The organism is Neobacillus sp. CF12 (assembly GCF_030348765.1).
In the GTDB taxonomy this organism is placed as follows: domain Bacteria; phylum Bacillota; class Bacilli; order Bacillales; family Cytobacillaceae; genus Neobacillus.
The window spans coordinates 3,128,289-3,149,727 of record NZ_JAUCEU010000007.1; the positions used below are offsets into that span (position 1 = coordinate 3,128,289).

At 37.9% G+C, this 21,439-nt stretch carries 25 protein-coding genes; 8 read left to right on the forward strand and 17 right to left on the reverse strand.

Annotated elements, in window-relative coordinates:
* The first annotated feature begins 164 nt into the window (after window positions 1-164).
* Complete coding sequence (locus QUG14_RS14870; RefSeq protein ID WP_289341313.1) at window positions 165-2,000, forward strand: dihydroorotate dehydrogenase; 1,836 nt, start codon at window positions 165-167, stop codon at window positions 1,998-2,000.
* 54 nt (window positions 2,001-2,054) lie between these two features.
* Here QUG14_RS14870 and QUG14_RS14875 read toward each other — a convergent pair whose 3' ends face one another.
* Window positions 2,055-2,243, reverse strand: a complete 189-nt coding sequence (locus QUG14_RS14875) for a hypothetical protein (protein WP_095248951.1) — start codon at window positions 2,241-2,243, stop codon at window positions 2,055-2,057.
* Between the two features lie 139 nt (window positions 2,244-2,382).
* Here QUG14_RS14875 and QUG14_RS14880 point away from each other — a divergent pair, with 139 nt between their 5' ends.
* Window positions 2,383-2,589, forward strand: a complete 207-nt coding sequence (locus QUG14_RS14880) for a zinc ribbon domain-containing protein (protein WP_289341314.1) — start codon at window positions 2,383-2,385, stop codon at window positions 2,587-2,589.
* A 28-nt stretch (window positions 2,590-2,617) separates the two neighbouring features.
* Window positions 2,618-2,887, forward strand: a complete 270-nt coding sequence (locus QUG14_RS14885) for a DUF3949 domain-containing protein (RefSeq protein WP_289341315.1) — start codon at window positions 2,618-2,620, stop codon at window positions 2,885-2,887.
* Window positions 2,888-2,946: 59 nt separating this feature from the next.
* Here QUG14_RS14885 and QUG14_RS14890 read toward each other — a convergent pair whose 3' ends face one another.
* Window positions 2,947-3,354 (reverse strand): NUDIX hydrolase, encoded by a 408-nt coding sequence (locus QUG14_RS14890; RefSeq protein ID WP_289341316.1) that lies wholly within the window; start codon window positions 3,352-3,354, stop codon window positions 2,947-2,949.
* A gap of 97 nt (window positions 3,355-3,451) precedes the next feature.
* On the opposite strand from QUG14_RS14890, the gene QUG14_RS14895 reads away from it, so the two are divergent.
* The 4 genes from QUG14_RS14895 to QUG14_RS14910 all read left to right on the forward strand — a co-directional run bounded on the left by QUG14_RS14895 (window position 3,452) and on the right by QUG14_RS14910 (window position 6,529).
* Window positions 3,452-3,601, forward strand: coding sequence for a hypothetical protein (locus QUG14_RS14895; protein ID WP_289341317.1), 150 nt, complete (start codon window positions 3,452-3,454; stop codon window positions 3,599-3,601).
* Window positions 3,602-3,811: 210 nt separating this feature from the next.
* Window positions 3,812-5,065 carry a dicarboxylate/amino acid:cation symporter gene (locus QUG14_RS14900; RefSeq protein WP_289341318.1) on the forward strand — a complete coding sequence of 418 codons (1,254 nt, stop codon included), beginning with the start codon at window positions 3,812-3,814 and terminating at the stop codon, window positions 5,063-5,065.
* Between the two features lie 271 nt (window positions 5,066-5,336).
* Complete coding sequence (locus QUG14_RS14905) at window positions 5,337-5,966, forward strand: chromate transporter (RefSeq protein ID WP_289341319.1); 630 nt, start codon at window positions 5,337-5,339, stop codon at window positions 5,964-5,966.
* A gap of 20 nt (window positions 5,967-5,986) precedes the next feature.
* The gene (locus QUG14_RS14910; protein WP_289341320.1) at window positions 5,987-6,529 is read left to right on the forward strand and encodes a chromate transporter; all 543 of its coding nucleotides are present in this window, start codon (window positions 5,987-5,989) and stop codon (window positions 6,527-6,529) included.
* A gap of 36 nt (window positions 6,530-6,565) precedes the next feature.
* Here the strand turns inward: QUG14_RS14910 and QUG14_RS14915 are convergent, their stop codons facing one another.
* From QUG14_RS14915 to QUG14_RS14970, 12 genes are all read right to left on the reverse strand, one after another.
* Window positions 6,566-7,279, reverse strand: coding sequence for a response regulator (locus tag QUG14_RS14915; RefSeq protein ID WP_289341321.1), 714 nt, complete (start codon window positions 7,277-7,279; stop codon window positions 6,566-6,568).
* On the reverse strand, window positions 7,257-8,882 hold the full coding sequence (dcuS, locus tag QUG14_RS14920) for a DcuS/MalK family sensor histidine kinase (protein ID WP_289341322.1): 1,626 nt from the start codon (window positions 8,880-8,882) through the stop codon (window positions 7,257-7,259). Before dcuS ends, QUG14_RS14915 begins: the two co-directional genes overlap by 23 nt.
* A gap of 273 nt (window positions 8,883-9,155) precedes the next feature.
* Window positions 9,156-10,055, reverse strand: a complete 900-nt coding sequence (locus tag QUG14_RS14925; RefSeq protein WP_289341323.1) for a hypothetical protein — start codon at window positions 10,053-10,055, stop codon at window positions 9,156-9,158.
* A 125-nt stretch (window positions 10,056-10,180) separates the two neighbouring features.
* The gene (locus QUG14_RS14930) at window positions 10,181-10,696 is read right to left on the reverse strand and encodes a TetR/AcrR family transcriptional regulator (RefSeq protein ID WP_289341324.1); all 516 of its coding nucleotides are present in this window, start codon (window positions 10,694-10,696) and stop codon (window positions 10,181-10,183) included.
* Window positions 10,697-10,838: 142 nt separating this feature from the next.
* A complete protein-coding gene (locus tag QUG14_RS14935; RefSeq protein WP_289341325.1) occupies window positions 10,839-11,453 on the reverse strand; it encodes a DUF3231 family protein in 615 nt (204 codons plus the stop codon).
* On the reverse strand, window positions 11,434-13,137 hold the full coding sequence (locus QUG14_RS14940; RefSeq protein WP_289341326.1) for a GMC family oxidoreductase N-terminal domain-containing protein: 1,704 nt from the start codon (window positions 13,135-13,137) through the stop codon (window positions 11,434-11,436). Before QUG14_RS14940 ends, QUG14_RS14935 begins: the two co-directional genes overlap by 20 nt.
* Complete coding sequence (locus QUG14_RS14945) at window positions 13,137-13,676, reverse strand: hypothetical protein (protein ID WP_289341327.1); 540 nt, start codon at window positions 13,674-13,676, stop codon at window positions 13,137-13,139. The genes QUG14_RS14940 and QUG14_RS14945 overlap by 1 nt, the downstream gene beginning before the upstream one ends.
* A 248-nt stretch (window positions 13,677-13,924) precedes the next feature.
* Window positions 13,925-14,377, reverse strand: coding sequence for an SRPBCC family protein (locus tag QUG14_RS14950; RefSeq protein ID WP_289341328.1), 453 nt, complete (start codon window positions 14,375-14,377; stop codon window positions 13,925-13,927).
* The gene (locus QUG14_RS14955) at window positions 14,377-14,712 is read right to left on the reverse strand and encodes a MerR family transcriptional regulator (protein ID WP_289344153.1); all 336 of its coding nucleotides are present in this window, start codon (window positions 14,710-14,712) and stop codon (window positions 14,377-14,379) included. The genes QUG14_RS14950 and QUG14_RS14955 overlap by 1 nt, the downstream gene beginning before the upstream one ends.
* Before the next feature lie 66 nt (window positions 14,713-14,778).
* On the reverse strand, window positions 14,779-15,390 hold the full coding sequence (locus QUG14_RS14960) for an FMN-binding negative transcriptional regulator (protein WP_289341329.1): 612 nt from the start codon (window positions 15,388-15,390) through the stop codon (window positions 14,779-14,781).
* A 132-nt stretch (window positions 15,391-15,522) separates the two neighbouring features.
* The gene (gene tagU / locus QUG14_RS14965) at window positions 15,523-16,455 is read right to left on the reverse strand and encodes a polyisoprenyl-teichoic acid--peptidoglycan teichoic acid transferase TagU (protein WP_289341330.1); all 933 of its coding nucleotides are present in this window, start codon (window positions 16,453-16,455) and stop codon (window positions 15,523-15,525) included.
* Between the two features lie 320 nt (window positions 16,456-16,775).
* On the reverse strand, window positions 16,776-17,495 hold the full coding sequence (locus QUG14_RS14970; RefSeq protein WP_289344154.1) for a CAP domain-containing protein: 720 nt from the start codon (window positions 17,493-17,495) through the stop codon (window positions 16,776-16,778).
* 388 nt (window positions 17,496-17,883) lie between these two features.
* Between QUG14_RS14970 and QUG14_RS14975 the strand changes: the two genes are divergently transcribed.
* Window positions 17,884-18,744 carry an AraC family transcriptional regulator gene (locus QUG14_RS14975; protein ID WP_289341331.1) on the forward strand — a complete coding sequence of 287 codons (861 nt, stop codon included), beginning with the start codon at window positions 17,884-17,886 and terminating at the stop codon, window positions 18,742-18,744.
* 46 nt (window positions 18,745-18,790) lie between these two features.
* On the opposite strand, the gene QUG14_RS14980 is transcribed toward QUG14_RS14975, so the two are convergent.
* From QUG14_RS14980 to QUG14_RS14990, 3 genes are read right to left on the reverse strand one after another with little or no spacing between them, the layout of a single operon-like run.
* Entirely contained in the window at window positions 18,791-20,059 is a 1,269-nt protein-coding gene (locus QUG14_RS14980; RefSeq protein WP_289341332.1) for an FtsW/RodA/SpoVE family cell cycle protein, read from the reverse strand.
* 7 nt (window positions 20,060-20,066) lie between these two features.
* The gene (locus tag QUG14_RS14985; protein ID WP_289341333.1) at window positions 20,067-20,474 is read right to left on the reverse strand and encodes a PadR family transcriptional regulator; all 408 of its coding nucleotides are present in this window, start codon (window positions 20,472-20,474) and stop codon (window positions 20,067-20,069) included.
* A 2-nt stretch (window positions 20,475-20,476) separates the two neighbouring features.
* A complete protein-coding gene (locus QUG14_RS14990) occupies window positions 20,477-21,001 on the reverse strand; it encodes a sigma-70 family RNA polymerase sigma factor (RefSeq protein ID WP_483310807.1) in 525 nt (174 codons plus the stop codon).
* Window positions 21,002-21,439 lie beyond the last annotated feature (438 nt).

The following is a 21,439-nucleotide window of genomic DNA, read 5'->3' on the forward strand; positions in this document are numbered from 1 at the left end:
ACTATTCTTTTATTAAAAATTTTTTCATCAAGCGCTTGATTTGTTTTTCGGGCGGATTTTTCTAAAATTTACAATTCCTATACTGCTTGATATTATTAACCACGTTAGGAACAGTAATTATGAAAATACAAAATTGAGAAATTTATGTTTAGAAGGTGTTGTTTATGCCAGATTGGTCTTATCACCCACTCACAAGACTTTTGCTAGATAAAATAAGGCCGAAAACAAGCCGAGAGATTATTCATAAATCCATGAGCACCATTGCGTCCATTCCGGGCGGTCGGCAACTTATTGGTTTTTTAGGACATATGAAACCTCCGCAGGAATTTCAAAAAAATTTAAACGATATTGCATTTCCGTCTCCCATTGGATTAAGCGGCAATATAGATCCTAATTTGTCAGGTCTTAAAGCTTTTCAAGAGTTAGGCTTTGGATTTATAGAAATTGGACCGATCGTGCTGAAGGAACCTAATGGACAAAAAGAGCCTATAAGGAAAAACCGTCATATTCTGTTTTCTGACCACCAAGAGAAGGTCCCTCTCAAACTAGTAATAAAAAGGTTAACAAGCTTAAACATTCAAATTCCTATTTTCGCTAAGATAGATGCACAAGTAAACAGAAACGAATGGGATATCATTGTCCAGCATCTAACACCTTTTGTGGACGCATTTATCGGAACAACTGAACAATTTAACACATTCATTGATAAAAACGCAGCGACCTTGGAGCGTCCTTTTTATGTATCATTTTCAGCTGAAGAAATGAACAAAAAAGAAGTTAAAATGGAAGAATTAATACCGAGGCATACATGTATTGGCGGTATAGTCGTAAATGCACCTCGTCAAACTATGGACAGCTATTGGCATGATGCTTCCAATGCTAATGAATGCCTAACTAAAATGGTTAAACAGGTTAAAAATCTACACCCTGAGCTAATCGTCATAACCTCTGGCGGGGTAGAGACTCCCGGGGAAGCTTGTGCTTTGGTTCGTGCTGGTGCAGATTTATTGTTGCTAGCAGAAGGATATGTTAAATCCGGTCCAGGATTACCAAAGCGGATCCATGAACGATTATTATATGAAGAAGTCCGACAAATTAAAAAGCAAAACTGGATCTGGTCATTTCTGTTTGGTCTATCGATCCTAATCGGAGGAATACTTGCCTTATATTTTGCATTGACGAGTATTATCCTCCCGTACGATGAATCGTTTATCGGATTAACAAGGGCTGATATTTTACAAGTAAATCCGCTCATCCTAGCTTTTATGTCCCATGATAGAATGGCTTTAACTGGAACCATGATATCTGGAGGAATAATGTATATCCAGCTTGCTCGTCATGGAATTAAAAATGACATGCATTGGGCAAGGATTGCTTTTCATAGTGCAGCAATCACAGGATTTATTGGAATTTTTCTTTCTATCGGTTACGGTTACTTTGATTGGCTGCACGGTTTATTTTGGCTTATCTTATTGCCTATATACTATTTTAGCTTTAAAGAAGGAAAGAGCATCCTAGGTGCCCCCTTTTCCAATGATGGTAGTAATGATCGATCGTGGCAATTTGGGCTATATGGACAGCTCATGTTTATTATACTAGGATCTCTGATTGTAGCAGGCGGTATTGTTATTTCCACCATAGGTATATCCAAAGTTTTTGTTTCAACTGACATAAGCTTCTTGTGTATGTCGCCTCAAATGCTGGATACCATTAGTGATAATTTGATTCCTGTTATCGCACATGACCGAGCAGGCTTTGGCAGTGCCCTTGTAAGTGTTGGTTTGCTTGTTCTAATGCTATCACTTTGGGGTTTTAGAAAAGGGGAAAGCTGGATTTGGAATACCCTTGCTATAGGAGCTTTACCTGCGTTTTTAGCGGGAATTGGGACGCATTTTCATATTGGTTATACAACCTTTATTCATTTGCTACCCGTTTACTTTTTAATCATTTTATATTTGTTAGGATTAGTATTGTCTTATCCTTTTTTAAAAAAGAAATAAAGAAGCCGTATCGACATGATACGGCTTTATTTAGGTGATACGTCAGGAGGGGAATTATTCTCCTTCATTCACAATAATTTTATATCCCTCTTGCTGTGGCCCATCTTCATAAACTTCTCTTGATACGATGTAATAGGTTTCTTCTTTCTCATCAGTGATTACCATTTCACTTGGACTCTTATCTACAGCTGCTGCATCCAGGCTAAAATAACCCATTCCTAGCATTGAAATATCAAATGGCACTTTCATCCCTCTTTTCTAGTTTTATTGAATTTTACCTTTTTTCATGTGAGGGTACAAGCTATAATGTTTGATAATTATGAAACCTTTTGATTTCTCTGCACGTAAATAAATGGAAAGGGTTATAACAGGAGGGATTGCAATGAGCGAAAAAGGGTGTTTGAAATGTGGTTCTAGAGATACGGGGCAAAAAGAAGTTGCTATGACTGGAACAGGCTTATCGAAATTATTCGATGTTCAACACAACACATTTATCGTTATCTTCTGTAAAAACTGCGGTTATTCCGAATTTTATAATAAGAAATCATCCAAGGCTTCTAATATTCTTGATTTATTTTTCGGTGGGTAAACAACAAATTAAAAAGGAGAAATTCGAGATGAGTGAAGTATTAATGATATTTGTAGTTGGATACATTCTTTTATCTTTGATTTTAATACCTTTTCAATATCGATATGTTGAGCAAATGGAAAAGATGCGGAAAGCGAATGAAATGAAGGGTATAAGTCAAGGTGAAATGATGGAAAATATGAAATTTGAAGAGCAAGTATTACATGCAAATGTGCAGGGGAGTATGCTTTTCATCCTCCCCAATATTTTAGCAACCATTATCTATAAAGTGAAACATCGAGATAGAACTGCGAAATAGCGCCACATAGAACAATGAAGAGGCACCGACAACGGGAGCCTCTTTTTTATATGTACTTTTTAAAAACCAATATAAAAAGGATGAAGTTTCTCATCTAAGCAAAATTCAATTCTTTGTCTAAAGTTTTTCCATGTAACCATTTCTAATGCTTTTTCTAATGGGAAGAAACCTACTTCAAGACTCTCTGGACTGGTGGTTAATTCACCACCGGTCGGTGTTCCTAAAAACAACGTGTTACAAATAGAACTTTCAACATTTTGAAAAATTCCACAAAACTTTATAACTTCAATGTCAATCCCGGACTCCTCCTTCGTTTCACGGATAACCGCATCCTTTAAGGATTCTCCTTCTTCCACTTGGCCGCCAGGCATTTCCCATCCTCTTCGAGGCCCTTTAATCAGTAATAACTCATTCTTCTCATTTAAAACAATTGCAGCAGCTGAAACGATATGCTTAGGTACAGGCATTTTTTCTCCTCTCTTGCGTCTTCATAGAAACAATCTAATCCAATTTATTGAATTTGTCATTTACTTTTCAACCATACTATTACAGGAGGTGTACAAAATGCCAAAAAATAATCCAATTGAATACACTGGAAAGGTTCTTAATCAACGGAATCAACTAACTGGTCCCGATGATTCAGGTAAGGCAACCTATCCAGAACGACCGAAGAATGTTTCAATTCAGGATCCAGACAGTACAAAAAAACAATAATATTGATGAAAAGCTGCCGCCATGGCAGCTTTTACTTTTTTCCCTTGCCTTTATTTATTTTTAATTAATCCTCCTCCATTTACTTACTTTAATTACAAAACGATTTTTAAAGTATTATAAACTATTTTAGTTGTTCACAAAATTGTAATATATTGATAATTCAATAAAATGTTATCGTTTTCAAAAAAAGTTCGAATGGGAGGCATGATCATGAAAATTAATTTTAAGAGTCTCACAACCCAGGTAATCTTGGGAATTTTTCTTGGTATTTTGGTCGGTTTTGTTTTTCCTGAGATAGGCTCACAACTAAAGGTGATAGCAGATATTTTTATAAAACTAGTTAAAATGGTGATTGCTCCAATTATTTTCCTCACCATTGTTATTGGAATTGCGGGCATGGGAGATTTAAAGAAAGTTGGAAAAATCGGCGGGAAGGCTTTACTCTATTTTGAAATCGTCTCCACTCTCGCTTTAGCTATCGGTATTATCGTAGCCAATGTGATTAAAGCCGGTAAAGGGATTGATGCTGAGGCTGGAAAAGGAGACATCTCACAATACACTGAAAAAGCTGCTGAGACCAGCCATGGTTTTATGGATTTTGTCTTATCAATCATTCCTGATAGCTTTATTGGTGCGTTTGCGAATGGTGAATTATTACCTGTACTTCTATTAGCTATATTATTCGGAGCATCTTTGGCTCACCTAGGTAAAAAGGGAAAACCCGTTATTGAGTTTTTTGAAAAATGTGCGGAAGTATTCTTCGGAATCGTTAATATAATTATGAAAGTATCTCCATTTGCGGCATTTGGCGCCATGGCATATACCATTGGGGAATTTGGAGTTGAATCATTAGTCTATCTTGGAAAACTAATGGGCTCCGTTTATATTACAATGGCTTTATTCATCGTCTTAGTCCTTGGCGGAATTGCCAAAATGTACGGTTTCAGTATCTTCAAATTCATTGCGTATATAAAAGAAGAAATCCTCCTGGTGGTAGGAACCTCCTCCTCTGAAGCAGCCCTGCCAAAGATGATGGAAAAGCTCGAGAAGTACGGCTGTTCCAAGCCAGTGGTCGGATTGGTTCTTCCAACTGGATATTCCTTTAACCTTGATGGAACTTCGATTTATCTATCGATGGCAGCATTGTTCATCGCTCAAGCCTACGGTGTGGATCTAAGTATTTGGCAGCAAATTACATTGCTTGCGGTGTTGATGTTGACGTCAAAAGGTGCCGCTGGCGTCACAGGCTCTGGATTCGTTACCTTAGCTGCAACGTTAGCCGTATTCCCATCCATCCCAGTCGAAGGAATGGCACTGATTCTAGGTGTTGACCGCTTCATGTCAGAAGCACGTGCCATCACCAACCTCATTGGAAACGGAGTAGCAACCGTCGTCATCTCCAAAACAGAAGGCGAATTCAAACCAGTCCACGAAGTCTCTGACAAAAAACAAATCACAGCGTAGCACCAAAAATGTGAGCCCCTCCGGCTCACATTTTTTTAATTCCAGCCCCACTTTACTTCACTGTCCGCCTGAGGTGGACAGTGTCCACGGGCGGTGCCTGTCACCATTAATTTCATTATTAATTTCACCATTAATTGTCTAATTGTCACCATAATTTACAATTGTTGCCATTTACCCATTCTCTGTCTTTTGGTACCTTTATATAGGGTATTAGATTCATAGGTTGATGGGAAATTTGTTCTCTTTCAATCTTGTGGAAAGAAGGATTTTTATGGATGTGAAGTCACGAAGGAAGTTGCTGTTTCTAATTTTTTGGACGTTTTTTAAGATTAGTCCTGTTACGTTTGGCGGGGGTTTTGCTATGATCCCTTTATTCATAAAAGAAATAGTTGAAAAGCGAAAATGGTTAACCAACGAAGACATTACCGATGTGATTGCGTTATCTCAAACGGTACCAGGAGCGGTTGCCATAAATTCAGCTACCTTCATTGGCCATAGAATTGGCGGGATCGGTGGAGCAATAGCTGCTATGATTGGTGTTTCACTGCCTACTTTTATCATCGTTCTTATTTTAGGAATCTCCTACTTTTACGTTCATGACAATCCAAAATTAGAAGCGGCATTTGTATCAATACGAGTTACAATTGTGGCGATTATTGTGTATGCAGCGATTAAGATAGCAAAAACAGCGATTATCGACAAGACAACCTTCTTCATCATGGTTGCCGGAGTGCCTGTACTCTTTTTTATTCATCCGGTTGTTGCAATTTTTCTTGGAGCGATAACTGGAATCGTTGCCACTCTTATTAAAAAGAAATTAGGCTACAACATTGAGTTGGAAAAAAATAAAGAAGATGATCCAACAAATAATCCTGATTATTACATGGGTGCTGGTATTTAAAAACAAAGAGGTGTAACAGAATGGTATTATGGGAGCTTTTTCACACATTTTTCCTCATGGGCTTTGTCTCCTTTGGCGGGGGCTATGCCATGATACCCATTATGGAAAATGCAGTAACGGAATACGGATGGATGTCTGCAGAAAAATTAACGAATATCATCGCCATTGCAGGAATGTCTCCAGGACCTGTCGCAGCAAATAGTGCCATTTTAATTGGATATTCAGCTGCAGGCATTAAAGGAGCGATTGTATCTGCAATTGCTATTTTGCTTCCCTCCCTAATCTTAGTCATCGCGGTAGCAGCCTTTTATGTTAAACTGCACCATAATCCAGTCGTGGATAGGATGTTTTATGGATTAAAACCTATCGTTACCAGTTTAATTATTTTCGCAGCCATTAAATTTGCTCTAGCGAATAACATGATTACACTAGATTTATCATTCCACTCAATAAGCTTAGCCATTATCTTCGGTCTATCCTTATTTGCTTTATTCAAACTCCGCTGGAATCCAGTCTATGTGATTGTTCTGTCTGGTTTAGTGGGTATAGCCCTCTATTCTTGATAAATCTTAATAAAAAAAGTGGCCGCAGCCACTTTTTCACAGATAAATAGATACCTTAGTTAGATTGTCCTTTTTCAATATGTAATAGTAAACGGGTCTGCCAATCCCGTATGTCAAAGACTCTTCAAGTACACCGAGCTGGGTTAGATATTTCAAGTATTTTCGGACCGATACTCTTGATATATAAGTACTCTCTGCAATATCATCGGTTGAAAAGAGGCTGCCTTCTTTTGATTTAATAACATTCAAAATAATTTGTAACGTACTGCTCGTTAAACCTTTAGGCAAAGCCTCGATTAATCCCCCAGATTGTCTCTGTTCCGATGGAAGAATCCTACTATCTAAATCTTCCTGATTAAGCACTTGTTTTTTTTCAAACATGACATATTTATCTTTATACTGGTTTAATGCCTGGTTAAACCTTTCAAACTCAAATGGTTTAACTAAATAATCGACGGCTCCAAGCCGTAAGGCGGTCTGAACTTTTTCTGTATCTGCTGCTGCAGTGATCAGAATAACATCAACGGCAATCTTCTGTTCTCTAATAAAATGGAGCAACTCAAGACCATTAGCCCCTGGCATATACACATCAAGCAAAATAAGATTAACCTGTTCCCTTGCAAGGAAATCCTTAGCATCTCTTACGTTATGGACAATGCCAGCAAAACTAAAACCTTTCATTTCTCTAAGATACCGCTTATTAAATTCCGCTACCATCGGGTCATCTTCAACGATCAGAACCTTTATCATGATTACACTCCCTTACCTCGTATGGAATTCGTATATGAATCTCTGTTCCTAGCAGTAATTTAGAATCAATAATCATTTCCCCACATAAGTTCTCAATGCATTTTGAAACCAGATAAAGTCCATAGCCTCGATTTTCCCCTTTTGTGGAATAACCTTTTACAAGTATTCTATTTTGAATCTCTTCGGGAATCCCAGGTCCTGAATCTAAAACTTCCAGGGTTAAAAATTGATCGTGATAATGGAGATTCACTTCTAGTGTTTTTTCACTCGACTCCCCCATTGCTTCAATCGCATTATCGATTAAATTCCCAAGAATCGTGATTAACTCATGGGTAATCTGTGGTTTTTTCGGCTCAGGAATCAGGGTATTCATCTCAATCAATAACTCCACATTTTCTTCCCTGGCATAACTGAGTTTCCCCATAAGAAACCCAGCCAATGCAGGCTCTTTAATATGCCGAGTAATGTTTCCAATCTCTTTGTTTTGATGTCCGACTATTGTTCGAATATACTCTGATAGTTCATCATAATACTTCATTTGGACCATTCCAAGAATCACGTGGAGACGATTCATAAACTCATGCGATTGCGCACGGAGTGCTTCCGCATAAGTTTTGACTCCTGTTAATTGCTCTGCCAATTGCTTGACATCGGTTTTGTCCCTAAAGGTTGAAATCGCACCAACGACCTCGCCATTTACAATAAGAGGAACTCGATTAACAAGTATGGAAATACCGTTAATCGTTTGTTCCTCATCCAGTTTAGGATTTCCTGTCTCCAAAACTTGCTCTAGACCTGTTGAGGGTAAATACTCATGAATTTTCAGTCCAACAGGATCCTGGGATAGACCCGCTTTTTTAAAAATTTGCCGGGCTGATCGGTTGACCAAAGTTATGGTTTGTTCATTATCCACGGCAATGATCCCCTCGTGCACTGACTGCAGCATTGTACTCCGTTCCACAAAAATCTTGGCAATCGCAAATGGTTCAAGCCCAAATAGGATTCTCTTAATGTACCTTGCTAGCAATATCGCACCAATGATTCCAACGAGTAAACCTAATACTGTAACCGTCAGAATACTTCGATGGCTTTTGCCGAGAGCTGCTTCAACACGTTCTAGCGAAATCCCTACTGCAGTGACACCAATCTGTTCACCACTTTTATTATAAATGGGGGTAAAGGCACGCAAGGATTCGCCTAATGTCCCTTGAGAACTGGATACGTACTCTTTCCCCTTAAGTGCTTCCTCTTCATCACCGCCCATAAAGTGCTTACCAATTTGTTCTCGATTCGGGTGCGATTTCCGAATACCATTCATATCCATGACAACAATAAACATCATGTCGGTGGCAGCTTGAATATCCTTCGTATACTCTTGTATCTCGTTTGATCTTGTGTCGTCTTCTAAGGATTCTATAATAATATGAGATGTTGCAATTGACCTCGAAACAATCCTCGCTTTTTCCTCTTGATGTTTTCGAATATTTTCACTCACCGTACTGCTAATCAATAAGTCTGTAATCATTAAAGATACCAATACCACTAAGCAAACGAAGAAAATGATAATCGTGCTTAATTTAAACTTAAAACGTTGAGTTTGCACCGAAATACCTCCGAACACAGAAACCTTCTATATCTACTATTGTAGCAATATTTATCGTAGGAGATTATTTATATTTGCAAGAAACTATAAATTGGAAGGAGAATTTGAAATATTTCTTCACTCTAGCACCCCTGCATTGACCGAGTACCTTCTTCTTTTATACTTTCAGTCACTCCAGCACCTCTGCATTGACCGTGCACCTTCTTCATTTTTACTTTCAGTCACTCTAGCACCTCTGCATTGACCGAGTACCCTCTTCTTTTTTACTTTCGGTCACTCCAGCACCTCTGCAGTAACTGTAAGTTCTCTTTTACACTTTAATAGCAGCCTACAGGTGACAATTACTGTTCCAAACCAGATTAGAAGGAATAAGCATGCAAGAATGGGAAATGTCGTTAGCTGAAAGACAGTTTTCCCCAATGCCGTTTGGATGCTTATCATAACGATCATAAGCATCCAAGCAATACCGCCAGCATGAATGAGTCCTTTTTTGAAACTTTCACTTATCTGTGCCTTTTCCAAAAGCCAAGCGGGCAAAATCAATGTTTGCAGTGCATGAAAACCAATTCCATGCAGAACAATTACATTCCCACCCCCTCCTATCAGACGGTCCTGAAGAAGGATCATCCATAATCCAGCGATATTGGCTGCTAGAACTGAGATAAATGCATAACGAACCCCCATTATTAACAAAGGTCGTCGAAAGGGCTTTTTCATTCGGAAGAAATGGACTGAAAGGTAAACTGCCAATATTACTAGTACTAGCGAAACAACACCAAATAGGATTCCAGCTGCCATATCAACTACTGTTCCCTGACGAGAAAACCTCGGAATAATTCCTCTAAAGTTTTGCATAGTTTCAATGGTATAACAATAAAAGCTTGTAATTATAAATACCCAACGAACTATTTTCCTTTTCTTAGTATTAAGACTAGTTAAAGGCAAAATAGCTGCAATTGATAGTATATAGATTCCGATAGCAGCGTTAAAAGAAAAAGCATCCTTCAAGTTTCCTTCGGGTAAAATAATGGCTCCTTGAAAAAACATATATACAGCAATTCCTGCTGATAGAATAAATCCGAATATACCTGTAAAAACAAGAGCTCGTTCTCCTTCAAAAAGCTTAACAGAACGACTATTTTCAACTCGACTCGCTTTCATCAACTTCAACATAAACGATCCCTACTTTCATTTTATTTATTTATCAATCAATAAATAATTATCCAAAAAAATTTTATTTATTTATTTATCAATCAATAAATATTGATGCGAAAAAAGAAGAGCAGTAATGCTCCTTTTTAACAGTTATCTTTTCCAGGCGTTAATTGCGGCAAATTCAAAACTTCTGCAAGTGTAATAAGTAAACCTGTGCCAATAAAATGCGCTGCTGCCTCTTTTGCATTCGGAATACCTACTTTTTCAAATTTCTTGGTTAAGGATTCAAACATGGTCAGGAATAACTTACTAACATGTTCACGAATACCTAAATCAGAAATAGCGTGTGCCTGCATCACCATTAATACTTCATCACGTTGTGTTTGGATGATTTGTTCAAAAGCATGCCCCATCGTTTCGATTAATTGATCGGCAGGTGCATGAACTTCAGCAAAAGTATCGTAAATTCGGCCGAATGCACGATCAATAACTGCCTTGAATAATTCTTCCTTGTTTTCAAAGAAATGAAACACATAAGGCTGTGTCACGCCGGCTGCCTTTGCAACCATTGCAGTGGTCGCTTTGTAATACCCCCTTTCAGCAAAGACTCCTACAGCATTTTCTATTATGATTTCTTTTTTATCTTCTCGGACTGCCACGTTTGCTACCATCCCTATTTTTATTTATTGATTAATAAATAAATAATATTTTAATCCTCCAGTTTTGTCAATAGGCTTTGAGTTACATGCTAAAAAGCCACAGATATTATGATCTGTAGCTTTTATTTCGTTATTAAAAAACCTATGCCTTGTAATAAGGAGGAATTCGCAGCCACTTGTGGCGATCTAAATACTGTTTTACAGTTAAGCCAGCAGTTGTTTTCTTCAAGATTATTTTTGAAAAAATCAACCCTACATCCGCTCGAATCGATTCAGTAAGCCCTTTGGCAGCATAATTAACACCCATAGCAAGATTATAAGACATTAAATTAGCCAGTTCTTCATCATTTAATTTAGCACCCTCGGGAATATCTTTAAAATCACCAGCAGGTTTTTCCGGTGTCGTTTGCGGAAAAGGGATCCCTTCCTTCATGAGAAATTCTTTAAGTTCGTCTCTAATCGGGATATGAACAGTTTCCCTTATATCTTTTAAAATTTGTTTTAATTCAGGATCTTGGGCAAGATTATAACCAATTTCCTCATTTCGCATTGTTGTTTCAGTACCTAAAAGAAAAAACCATAAGTTAGAAACTTCCATTACATTTAAAGGTCTTTTCTCACCGTCCATAAATGGTTGAAATATATCTTGAATTAGTTCGAATACTTTCATGTTAAAAGATCCCACCAGACATAGAATTGTTATGATGGTAGCTTTTCCATTAAGGTAATAAAGCATGCTAATTAAAATACTTTTCATATAGTTTTTCCGCTGTACGGGTAGCTAATGCCTGAGTGGTAAGGGTAGGATTGACTCCGCCCAAACTATTGTAATGGACGCTATTGTCAGCAATATATAACTTTTTTACTTGAAATGATTCGCAATCGTGATCAACGACAAAGCCCATTCGCATCGTACTTTCGATATGAATCATCATTCCAGCCGGCCAATTTGTCCAAATTACTTTCTTTGCCCCAGCTTTTCTTAATAGGTCAGCTGCCATTTTAACCAATTCACTTCGTTTCCTGATCGATGGTTTGGTTGGCTGATAATTCACAACAGGGACAAATCCATTTTCATCACGAGTTAACGGATCGAGAGTTACCCCATTTCGCTGATCCACTTCGTCGTCTGTACTGACTAAAACATTTAACGTTCTTCGATAGGAGTCCATTGAATCTTTTAATTCATAGCCGTAAAGTCGCCCCTTTATATCCCATGGATCATTTATACTCGGTGTGTGTAAGAAAGAGTATCCAGACTCACTCACCGCATAAAAAGAAGCGGTTAATCCCGGACTCATCCCTACAGACTGCAGCGTTCCAAGACCGGGATAATCCAATCTTGCACCGCATGTATTCCCCACAAAGGGATTAATATCTGGTGTCCCCAATATTGATATCAAATCCTTTTCATCAAATATCCCGGAAACCCAGTCCATATAATGATTAACCAAACCTCTCCCAACCCATGGATTCTCAGGAAGCCCTGAATTTAACCATAATCGTGGACTCTCAATGCTTCCGGAGGCCATAACGACGATTCCAGCCCTAATTTCTTCCTGCTCCCCCGTCCAAGTGTCCCTTATTATTACTCCAACTGCATGCAGGCCTTTGGAAACAGTATTTTCTGTTATTATTTTTATAACAAAAGCATTTGGTCTCATACAAACGTTGCCGGTCTTTAAAGCAAGCGGTACATAGCTGACATTTGTGGACCTTTTTGCAATCTTATCTACTGATGGGCCATGCGGACATCCGTTGATACAATGTCCGGAAAGCGTACAGCCTTCCATCCAGGATAATTGCTCTTCTGTGAGGTTTAAATTTGTGATGTTTTCGTTGGGAGGCAAAATAGCATTCGGCTGCGGTCTATATCCTGGACTAATTACATCCAGTGTAGGAATCAAGTGCCATCCTGCTTTCTTGGCACCATAATAAAATAAATCTTCCTTTGCGGTCGTGGCTGCAAAGTTTACGGGTAATGTGGCTTCCACCTTTTCATAATAGGGTATAAGTTCTTGGTATGATAGCGGCCAGACATTATCAACTGCTGCTGGGTATGCGCGAGGGCAATTTGCCGTATAGGTTTGAGTTGTTCCGCCAACACCTGAGCATTGCCAAATTACGCCCTTCTGATTAGCATTCCGAAACCATTGAGGACGACTGCGGTCTGCAGGACCCCATCGAAACCTTCCTGAAACTAAATCATTCATGTTCATTTCAAACTTGTTCAGCAATTGTTTATAGAGGATCACATCCAAATCATCTATTGTTGAGCTAGATTTCCCTCCTGCCTGTGAATTTGGATTTGGCCACTTTTTATTTCCGTACCAGGGGCCGGCTTCTAAAATCAAAACCTTTAAACCTTTTTCTCCCAGTTCTTTAGCAATAACGGCTCCACCGCCGCCTGCACCAATTACAATCACGTCAAGATCAGCCATTAGTCATTCACCTTCTTGTGCTGAATAATTGCTAAGTATCCGCGAAAATCCCGATATCCAAAAGATGGTCCTGGATAGTCGGTCTGAAACCATCCTGAGGGAAAGTATTCCACTCTTCTAAATTCAGGAGAAAATAGTCGTGTGGTTCCATACGCTGTCCATTCCGAATAGTGTCCAAACATGGAGAGTTCATTTAGTACATCCATCATATTTCGAACGAGTCCCGGATTATTTTTGTAAGGAGTGTTCAACTTTTCAAGATCAATATCCAGTCGCTCTATCAGGGTTATGGCCCTTAACCTATCTATCGGTGAAAGTGCAGAGAAGGGTCCTCCACAAGGAAATATAGTCACATTTAGAGGATATAGATTCTGACTAGTCTTGATTAATTGAGCAGCGCCCACGTCCAATAGTTCAGCAGTCGATCTAGACATGAAACCATTTACTAAATTAAGCTGCTCTTTTACCGGGAGCGCAATCGAATGATCTAAAATCCAAATAACATATTCATAAACATCTAATTCCTGAGCTCCGGCCACTTGAACAGAATATCTAAAATGGGGAGGAATGATTGCATGAACTAATGCCTGAAAAGTGGATGTGATATAACGATTTACGATTATTTTCCATACCCCCTGACATTTAAGAATGATTTCTTACCCATCCTATTAATATTTATGTTTTCATTCTTCTATGTATGGAAGTTTTAACTGTAATAAAAATCAGCCTATCACGTCTCTTAATAAAAGGGCAATCAGTTACTGCCACTGATTGCCCTTAATCTTACTCATAAAATTTTCAACGCTTCCTGTTCAACCTTTTCCAGGAACTCCTGTACCACCTTATTGTTGCTTTTCTCGCTGCCGAGTTTCAGCATTGCTCTTCCTACAAAATTAACTCCTTCGTTTTGCCCCTCGTAGATAAATTTCGTATGAACTTCATCGATTTTATGCAGAGTAAAACCCAGAGAAATCTTAAACGCCTTCCCTAAAACAAAGCTTATTTGCTTATGCTTTTTATCCGAAGAATCTTCAAAGGCCAATGTTTCAACAATATAGGTTTCCACACGTTTTCCTTCGCGATATGTTTGCTGATGCTTTGCCCCCACTTCCACTTCTGTTTTTTCAATAATTGTGTGCTCCTCTACCTTAGGCATTATTTTCTTAATATTTTCATCGAAAAATAAACTCCACACTTTTTCAATATTAGTCTCTATTGTTATTTCTTCTTTCCACTTCATTACTCTTTTTCCTCCCTCCCTGATGCAATAAATTCATCAATTTCTTCTATCTGAAGACGAAGGTCTTCAATTTGCACCTCGATATTATTTCTTTTTTGCAACAATAAATCTTCTAAATGAGCAAAGGACTCATCCTCCATCACGGAAATCATCTCCTGTATCGTAAAGCCAAATCTCCTTAATTTCACTAAGAGAACCGCCAAAAAGTAGCTTCCATCATCATAATAACGGTAATTGTTTACTGGATGAATGTAAGCCGGTTCTAGTAACTTTACTTCGGCATAATATCGTAGTGTTTCTTTGCTAAGTCCCGTCATCTTCGAAAAATCACTAATCTTTTACAGATTCTCTCCCCCTCCTACCTAAATAATAAACTGTGGGGTACACCACAGAGTCAAACATTAATTTTTCAATTGTGCCTTCATCAGTTGTGCTATATGTATATTATTTTGATCTTTACTATTTTCTAACTGCTTAATAATTAACTCTTGTCTTTCTGTCGGATGATTCTGACTTAGCTTGGCTTTACCCTCTATCTTATTAAATTGAATTTTGAACCCTACAATGCCTTTACTCATGCCCTTAATAAAACTTTCATCAACATTCTCTAAATGATAGGAACTATCTGGTTTTTCATATTTATTTACCATATCTACCAATGAGTCAAATACATCCTTCTCTTCTTCTACAATCTCCAACTTCCCATAAACGTGTATAGCAACATAATTCCAAGTTGGCACTGCTTGATTGGTTTCGTACCATGATGGTGAAATATAACAATGAGGACCTTGAAAAATCACAAGAACATTCTGACCAACAATATCCTTCCACTGCGGGTTCTGACGTGCGAAATGTCCATACAAGAAACCTTCTTCCCTATTTAAAAGCAAGGGCAAATGCGTTGCATAAGGTTCTCCATTATGCTGTGAAAACAATGTCGCAAAGCTATGTTTTTCAATAAATTCATAGATAACTTCTTCATTATCGATATTAAAATGTTTTGGTATATACATATCTATCATCTCCACTCAAAAGGTATCTAGATTATTTCTCTATCCGCTACTAAAAACCTTCTTTACAACAATTCCACTAGAAAAGGACCGGGGATGATAATCGCCAGTCCTTTAATCGCTTTGCTAATAAAATCAGCTATCACTATTTATTTCTAATTGTGCTTTCAATTCATCCTGAATGCGTTGTTGTTCTGCCATTGTCACAATTCCATAATAGATATTATCAATCATTTTTCCTTCCGACTGAATGGTAAGCTGTTCGATATTTTTTCCAGCCTCCTTATAATTCTTTTGGATGTTAATCATTTCTTCGAAGGTAAGATTCGTTTTGACATTACTGCCAATCGCTTTGAAGATATCTGGGGCTTTCGATAAGCTTGAGATGCTTGCCCCCTTTTTGATTACTGCTTGAATTACTTGGCGTTGACGTTCTTGACGGCCAAAGTCTCCATTTGGATCATCGTATCTCATTCTTATGTAAATTAATGCTTCCTCGCCATTCAGGTGAATATCACCAGTCGGAAAATTACTTTCTTCCACTTTAAAACCAAAATCATTCTCGACATTAATCCCGCCAACGGTATCAACAATATCTTTAAAGCCCTCCATATTGATTTTCACATAATAATCAATCGGAATATCAAGGAAGTTTTCCACAGTATCTACCGCCATTGGAACACCGCCAAAGGCGTAAGCATGGTTGATCTTATCTTCTTTTCCCTTACCGACAATCTCTGTCATGGTGTCTCTTGGAATACTCAACATTTTTACAGAATTATTGTTTGGATTCACGGTTAACACAATCATCGTGTCCGAACGGCCACTATCTCCATCACGTTCATCCACACCAAGCATTAAGGCGGAAAATGGTTCTTTCTTTTCTAAGGCTTCCGTCTGCTTCTCCTTACTATCTTTTTCGTCGAGCGGTTCATGCATCGTTGCTACTGCCTTATTAAAAGAATTATAGACTGTAAACCCATATAAGCCACCGACAATCAGGATAATAAATAACAATAAGCCGATTATATTTCGCCAGTTAAGCCTTCTCCTTTTTTTTCTTCTCATTACATGGTCTCCTAACCAAAATTCACATTTTAAATTTAGGTTACCAAAGGGTTGTTTCATAGGAATTACAGGGACATGTCGATTTATTGTTATTTACTTTACATAATTGCTTGATTATCGACATAAATAGAAGGAATTTTTGTTAAACAAACGTTTGATTAAAGACAGGTTCGTTCCTTTTGTAAAACAAACTTTCACTTATTTCCTAGAAAATTTTTTGTCGAATCTATGAGCTTCACCTTTCTTTAAAAATCTACAAACAATCATCTTCAATAAAAATAGCTTGAGGAAAATATATCCCCAAGCCATTATGAGTAGATCTATTTACCAATAAACTCCTGTGTCCAATAATTTCCTTGTGAGACATATCCAACACCAATATAGTTAAAGTTGGGGCTAAGAATATTCTTACGATGTCCTTCACTATTCATCCAAGCTTTAACTACTTCTTCAGGAGTTCGCTGCCCCATGGCAATATTCTCACCTGCATAGCGATACGAGATTCCGTATTTTTTCATCATGTCAAATGGAGAACCGTATGTCGGACTTGTATGACTAAAGTAGCCATTTGCAGACATATCACGTGATTTTTCACGCGCCATTTTGCTAAGTGTTAAATCTACTTTAAGAGCAGGTAAGCCATTCTTTGCACGCTCTTGATTAGTTAGGTCAACCACTTTTTGCTCATAAGCACTTAATACGCTTGTCGTTTGTGTAGTTGTAACCGGTTGTGTTTCTGTCACAGGCTGCTGCTGTTGCTGCTGCACAGGTTGTGGAGTAGTTACCTGAGCAGGTTGTTGTGTTGGTGCTGGTTGATTCGTTTGTGTCTGCACTGGCTGCTTTACAGGCATTGTGAAACCTAAACTAGCAAGATATTTTTCTATTACACTATTAATATCATTGATATTTGATCCTTGATACACATAGACCTTTTCCTGAACAACAGGTGTATAGGTAGAAGCCTCTGCCTTATTTAATGCTGGATTTGCCATTACAACTGCCGCAGCAGCCGCTATGGTTAAAAGAGCTTTTTTCTTAATCATTATGAATCCTCCTAAAAGTTTTCGGTTTTAACAAATTCATCGTAACATACGATTTTTGTCATATTTGTGGGAGGATTTAACAGGAGTAAACCTATTGTATTTAAAAATCGCTCTATATACATCTATATCCGTTTATACGTAGCTTTAGCGGCATTAACTTCTAGGACTCCTTATTTACCATTTTCAGGAATAACCCCCAGTATTTATAAAAGAAAAAGATATTGACAACTTCGCAAAAAAGGAACGTTTTTAACAAATATTTCAGAAAAGTATCAATACTAACAGAATTATTAATCAGATAAATATGTAATCTGTTAGAATAGAGCAGAAAATGACAGGATTTAAAATGGAATGGTCGTTACGATGTACATAGGGAGTGAGCGATATGGGATGGGTAGAATCATTACAGAAAGCAATAGATTATATGGAAAATCATTTACTTGATGATATTTCAATCGAAAGTATAGCGAAACAAGCGAATGTGTCGGAGTTTCATTTTCAACGTATTTTTTCTGTGCTAACAGACATAACTGTAGGGGAATATCTTCGTCGCAGGCGTCTAACACTGGCAGCACAAGAGCTTTCTATAACTGATAGCAAAATTATTTATGTCGCCCTAAAATATGGCTACGACACTCCTGAATCTTTTTCAAAAGCTTTCCGCAGGCAGCATGGAATCACTCCTAGTCAAGCACGAAATTACACTGGAAAGTTGAAATCTTATAACCGCCTGACCATTCAGGTGAATTTGAAAGGGGCCGAACCAATGAATTACAAAATTGTGGAAAAAGAGAGTTTTAAGGTTGTCGGTGTGAAGCGCGAGTTTTCATGTGTGAATGGAGAGAACATGGTGGAGATTCCTAAGATGTGGAATGACGTTCATATCGATGGTACCAATGATTTATTATTCAAGTTGAATAATGGGGGACTTAAAGGTGTACTCGGCGTTTGTGTCGATAAGAGGGATTCAGGTGCACCTTTGATGGATTACTGGATTGCTGCAAATCATTTTGGCGAAACGCCTGAAGGTCTATTAGAACTAGAAATACCAGCATCAAAATGGGGAGTATTTGAAGTACACGGTGCTATGCCAGATGCCATGCACAAGGCTTGGAAGGAAATATTCTCCGAATGGTTTCCATCCAATCAATATGAGCATGCTGGTACACCTGACTTAGAAGTCTATTCAGAAGGAAACCCATCAAGTCCTGACTATTATTCTGAAATTTGGATTCCTCTGAAATAAGAAAAAAGAACCCTGATAACAAATATGTTATCGGGGTTCTTCTGTTTTAGCGTGACGTTACCAAATCTTTACGACGATAAACACTTAACACAACTCCAGCTAGTATGGCATTGAGCACAGTAGGCATTAGACCGTAGCTGATAAATGGCAGCGACATTGTTGTCAGTGGGAAGAGGCCCAGTACCATTCCGATATTGCTAAACAGTTGAACACTATAAAGGGCAACGCCACCTATTAAAAGAAGCTTTCCATATGAATCTTTTATGTTTGGCTGAATGGCAATTATTCTAGCAGCAAAAAGCAAGAGAATCATCACAAGTAAAACTCCGAAAAGCCAACCGTAGTAATAGGTAAAGCTCACAAAAACAAAATTCGTATGGGCTTCCGGTATGAAATCCCTTGTCCCTGACTGGCCATACCAGCCGGCCTTTGACATCAATTCTTTTATCTTTAGGATTGTAAATCCTGCACCGGTGGAAAACTTTTCAGGATCGATAAACGCTAAAAGTCTAACAACTTGATACGGCTTAATGAATGGCCAAACCAATAGGCAGATTACAAAAACTACGCTAAATGTTCCCGTTGAAATCATCCATTTAACTCTTTTACTAAACTTACTCCACCAAAGCATTACAAATGTCATTACACAATAGATGTAGACGGTTGAAATACTGGATAAGGGAAGAAATAGGAAAATCGGTAAGAGGAACAACAGAAAAAACTGCCAAACTTTCAATTTTTCGCTGTAGAAAAACGAAGCCCATGCTAGAAAGAAAAACGGTAAAGCCATCAAACTTTCAATGGTAATAGGTCCAAACTTTATCAGTGGAATCCCATTAATCACCGTGTTAGGGAAAAACATCAAGATGAGCAGAAATAAAACACCGATAAGATAAAATTGCCATCCGAACTTTTTCCATTTCCGGTAATCAGTCAACATGATTCCTACTGCTGCTGTAATACCGATAAGAACAATAAGAATTTTATAGATTAAAAAGTGAGGTTCTTCCATATAACCAAGAGATACCATCGGCAAGAAACTAAGTCCTAGAGCGGCGGCTAACAACGTCACCAGCCACCAATCAACCTTTGGACGGTGCAGCTTGTTCATCTGGATACCCAGTTTTGTAGGGCTTCCCATTTGTTCCACCGCTTTTTCTTCCGCTTCAGTCTCCGATAACCCCTTCGCCATCCATGTTTGTTTCGCTTCCTTTAAATGATAATTCAACTCTTTTGCGACATATGTCTTTGCTTCCTTTGATTTAATTTGATCAGTAACTTCATTTAAGAATATCTGCTTTTTATTATTCGCCAATGATCACTCACCCCTCAAACAATTCTTTAAATACAAATCGTCGTTTTGTTCGCTTTTGTTCAACTTTGTTCAATAACTTTCTGCCCTTATCTTTTAACCGATAATATTTGGCTCCAGATTCGTCCCAGTTGGTTTCGATGCATCCTGACTGCTCTAAACGATGCAATAGGGTATACAAAAACCCTTCGTTATTCTCGTACTTCTGAATTCCTCGTCCTCGAAGAAGTCCAGTTAATTCATGACCAGTCTTTTCTTGAACAAGTAGCTGAAGGATGGCTAGAAGTATTTCGTCATCGCTTACTTCCAACTGGTTTATTTCTTTACGTATTGCCTTCTGGTGCCGGTCTGTAAAGTTCAAGTCCGTAAATGTTCTTTTATCCATGACTTTCTTTAAATTCTTTAAGCGATCTTCCACACCTATTCCTCCAATTCTTCTTTCAGCAGTTCTTTGGCCCGCCTTAGTCTTGTCTTAACGGTATTAAGTCCTGTGTCCGTTACCAATGCAATTTCCTTAAGTGGCAGCTCTTCATAGTAGAAGAGGTAAATTACTTCCCGATATTTAATCGGCAGTTTCATAATCGCTGCTATTAATTCATCATCTTCTTCCTTTTGTATCACTGTCTGTTCCACTAGCTCTTTTTTGGTACCGTTACTAGGCATTTCTTCACCAGCAATGATTACATTCTTGTTGTACCAACTTCTATGGAAATCCTTGCAGTGATTAATGGCAATCCGCCACAACCAGGTCCTTAATTTAGACTTACCGCTATATGTATGGAGGTTTTTATAACATTTAACAAAGATATCCTGTGTTAGGTCCTCCGCAATGGCTTTATTATTTACATACGAATAGGTTAACTGTAAAATCTCCTGTCCATATTGATTCATAATTTCATCCATCAGGAGGTCATTATCCTCTGTGATGCTTCCTTCAATTATCATCTCTTTCACACTTCTTTCCCCCTTCCATTACTTAGACGATTTGCCTCTAAAGGAAGTTTTTAAGATCTTTATTATTTTTGGCTATTTTAACTGAATGTCGATTCCACTGTGTTTGAAAAATAAGCGGAGAATTTCCAGCTAAATTGGGAAATCTTTTTAAATCATTAAAAATAAGCGTATTTTTCCGCTTATATGATCCAAATCTTTGGATTTTGTCTTATTTAGAGCAGTTAACCGGAATATCTCCGCTTATATCTTCATCTTAAGCTTCCTCTATATCCAATAGCCGGAAATTCTCCGCCTATTTATTCTGATACCTACACGAAAATCAATAATTGATAATAACACAGCCTTATTTTTAAAAGTTGGATGAAACACATTGTATTTACGCACATTTCTTAAATAACTAAACATTAAATCTCATAAGGAATAAGAACA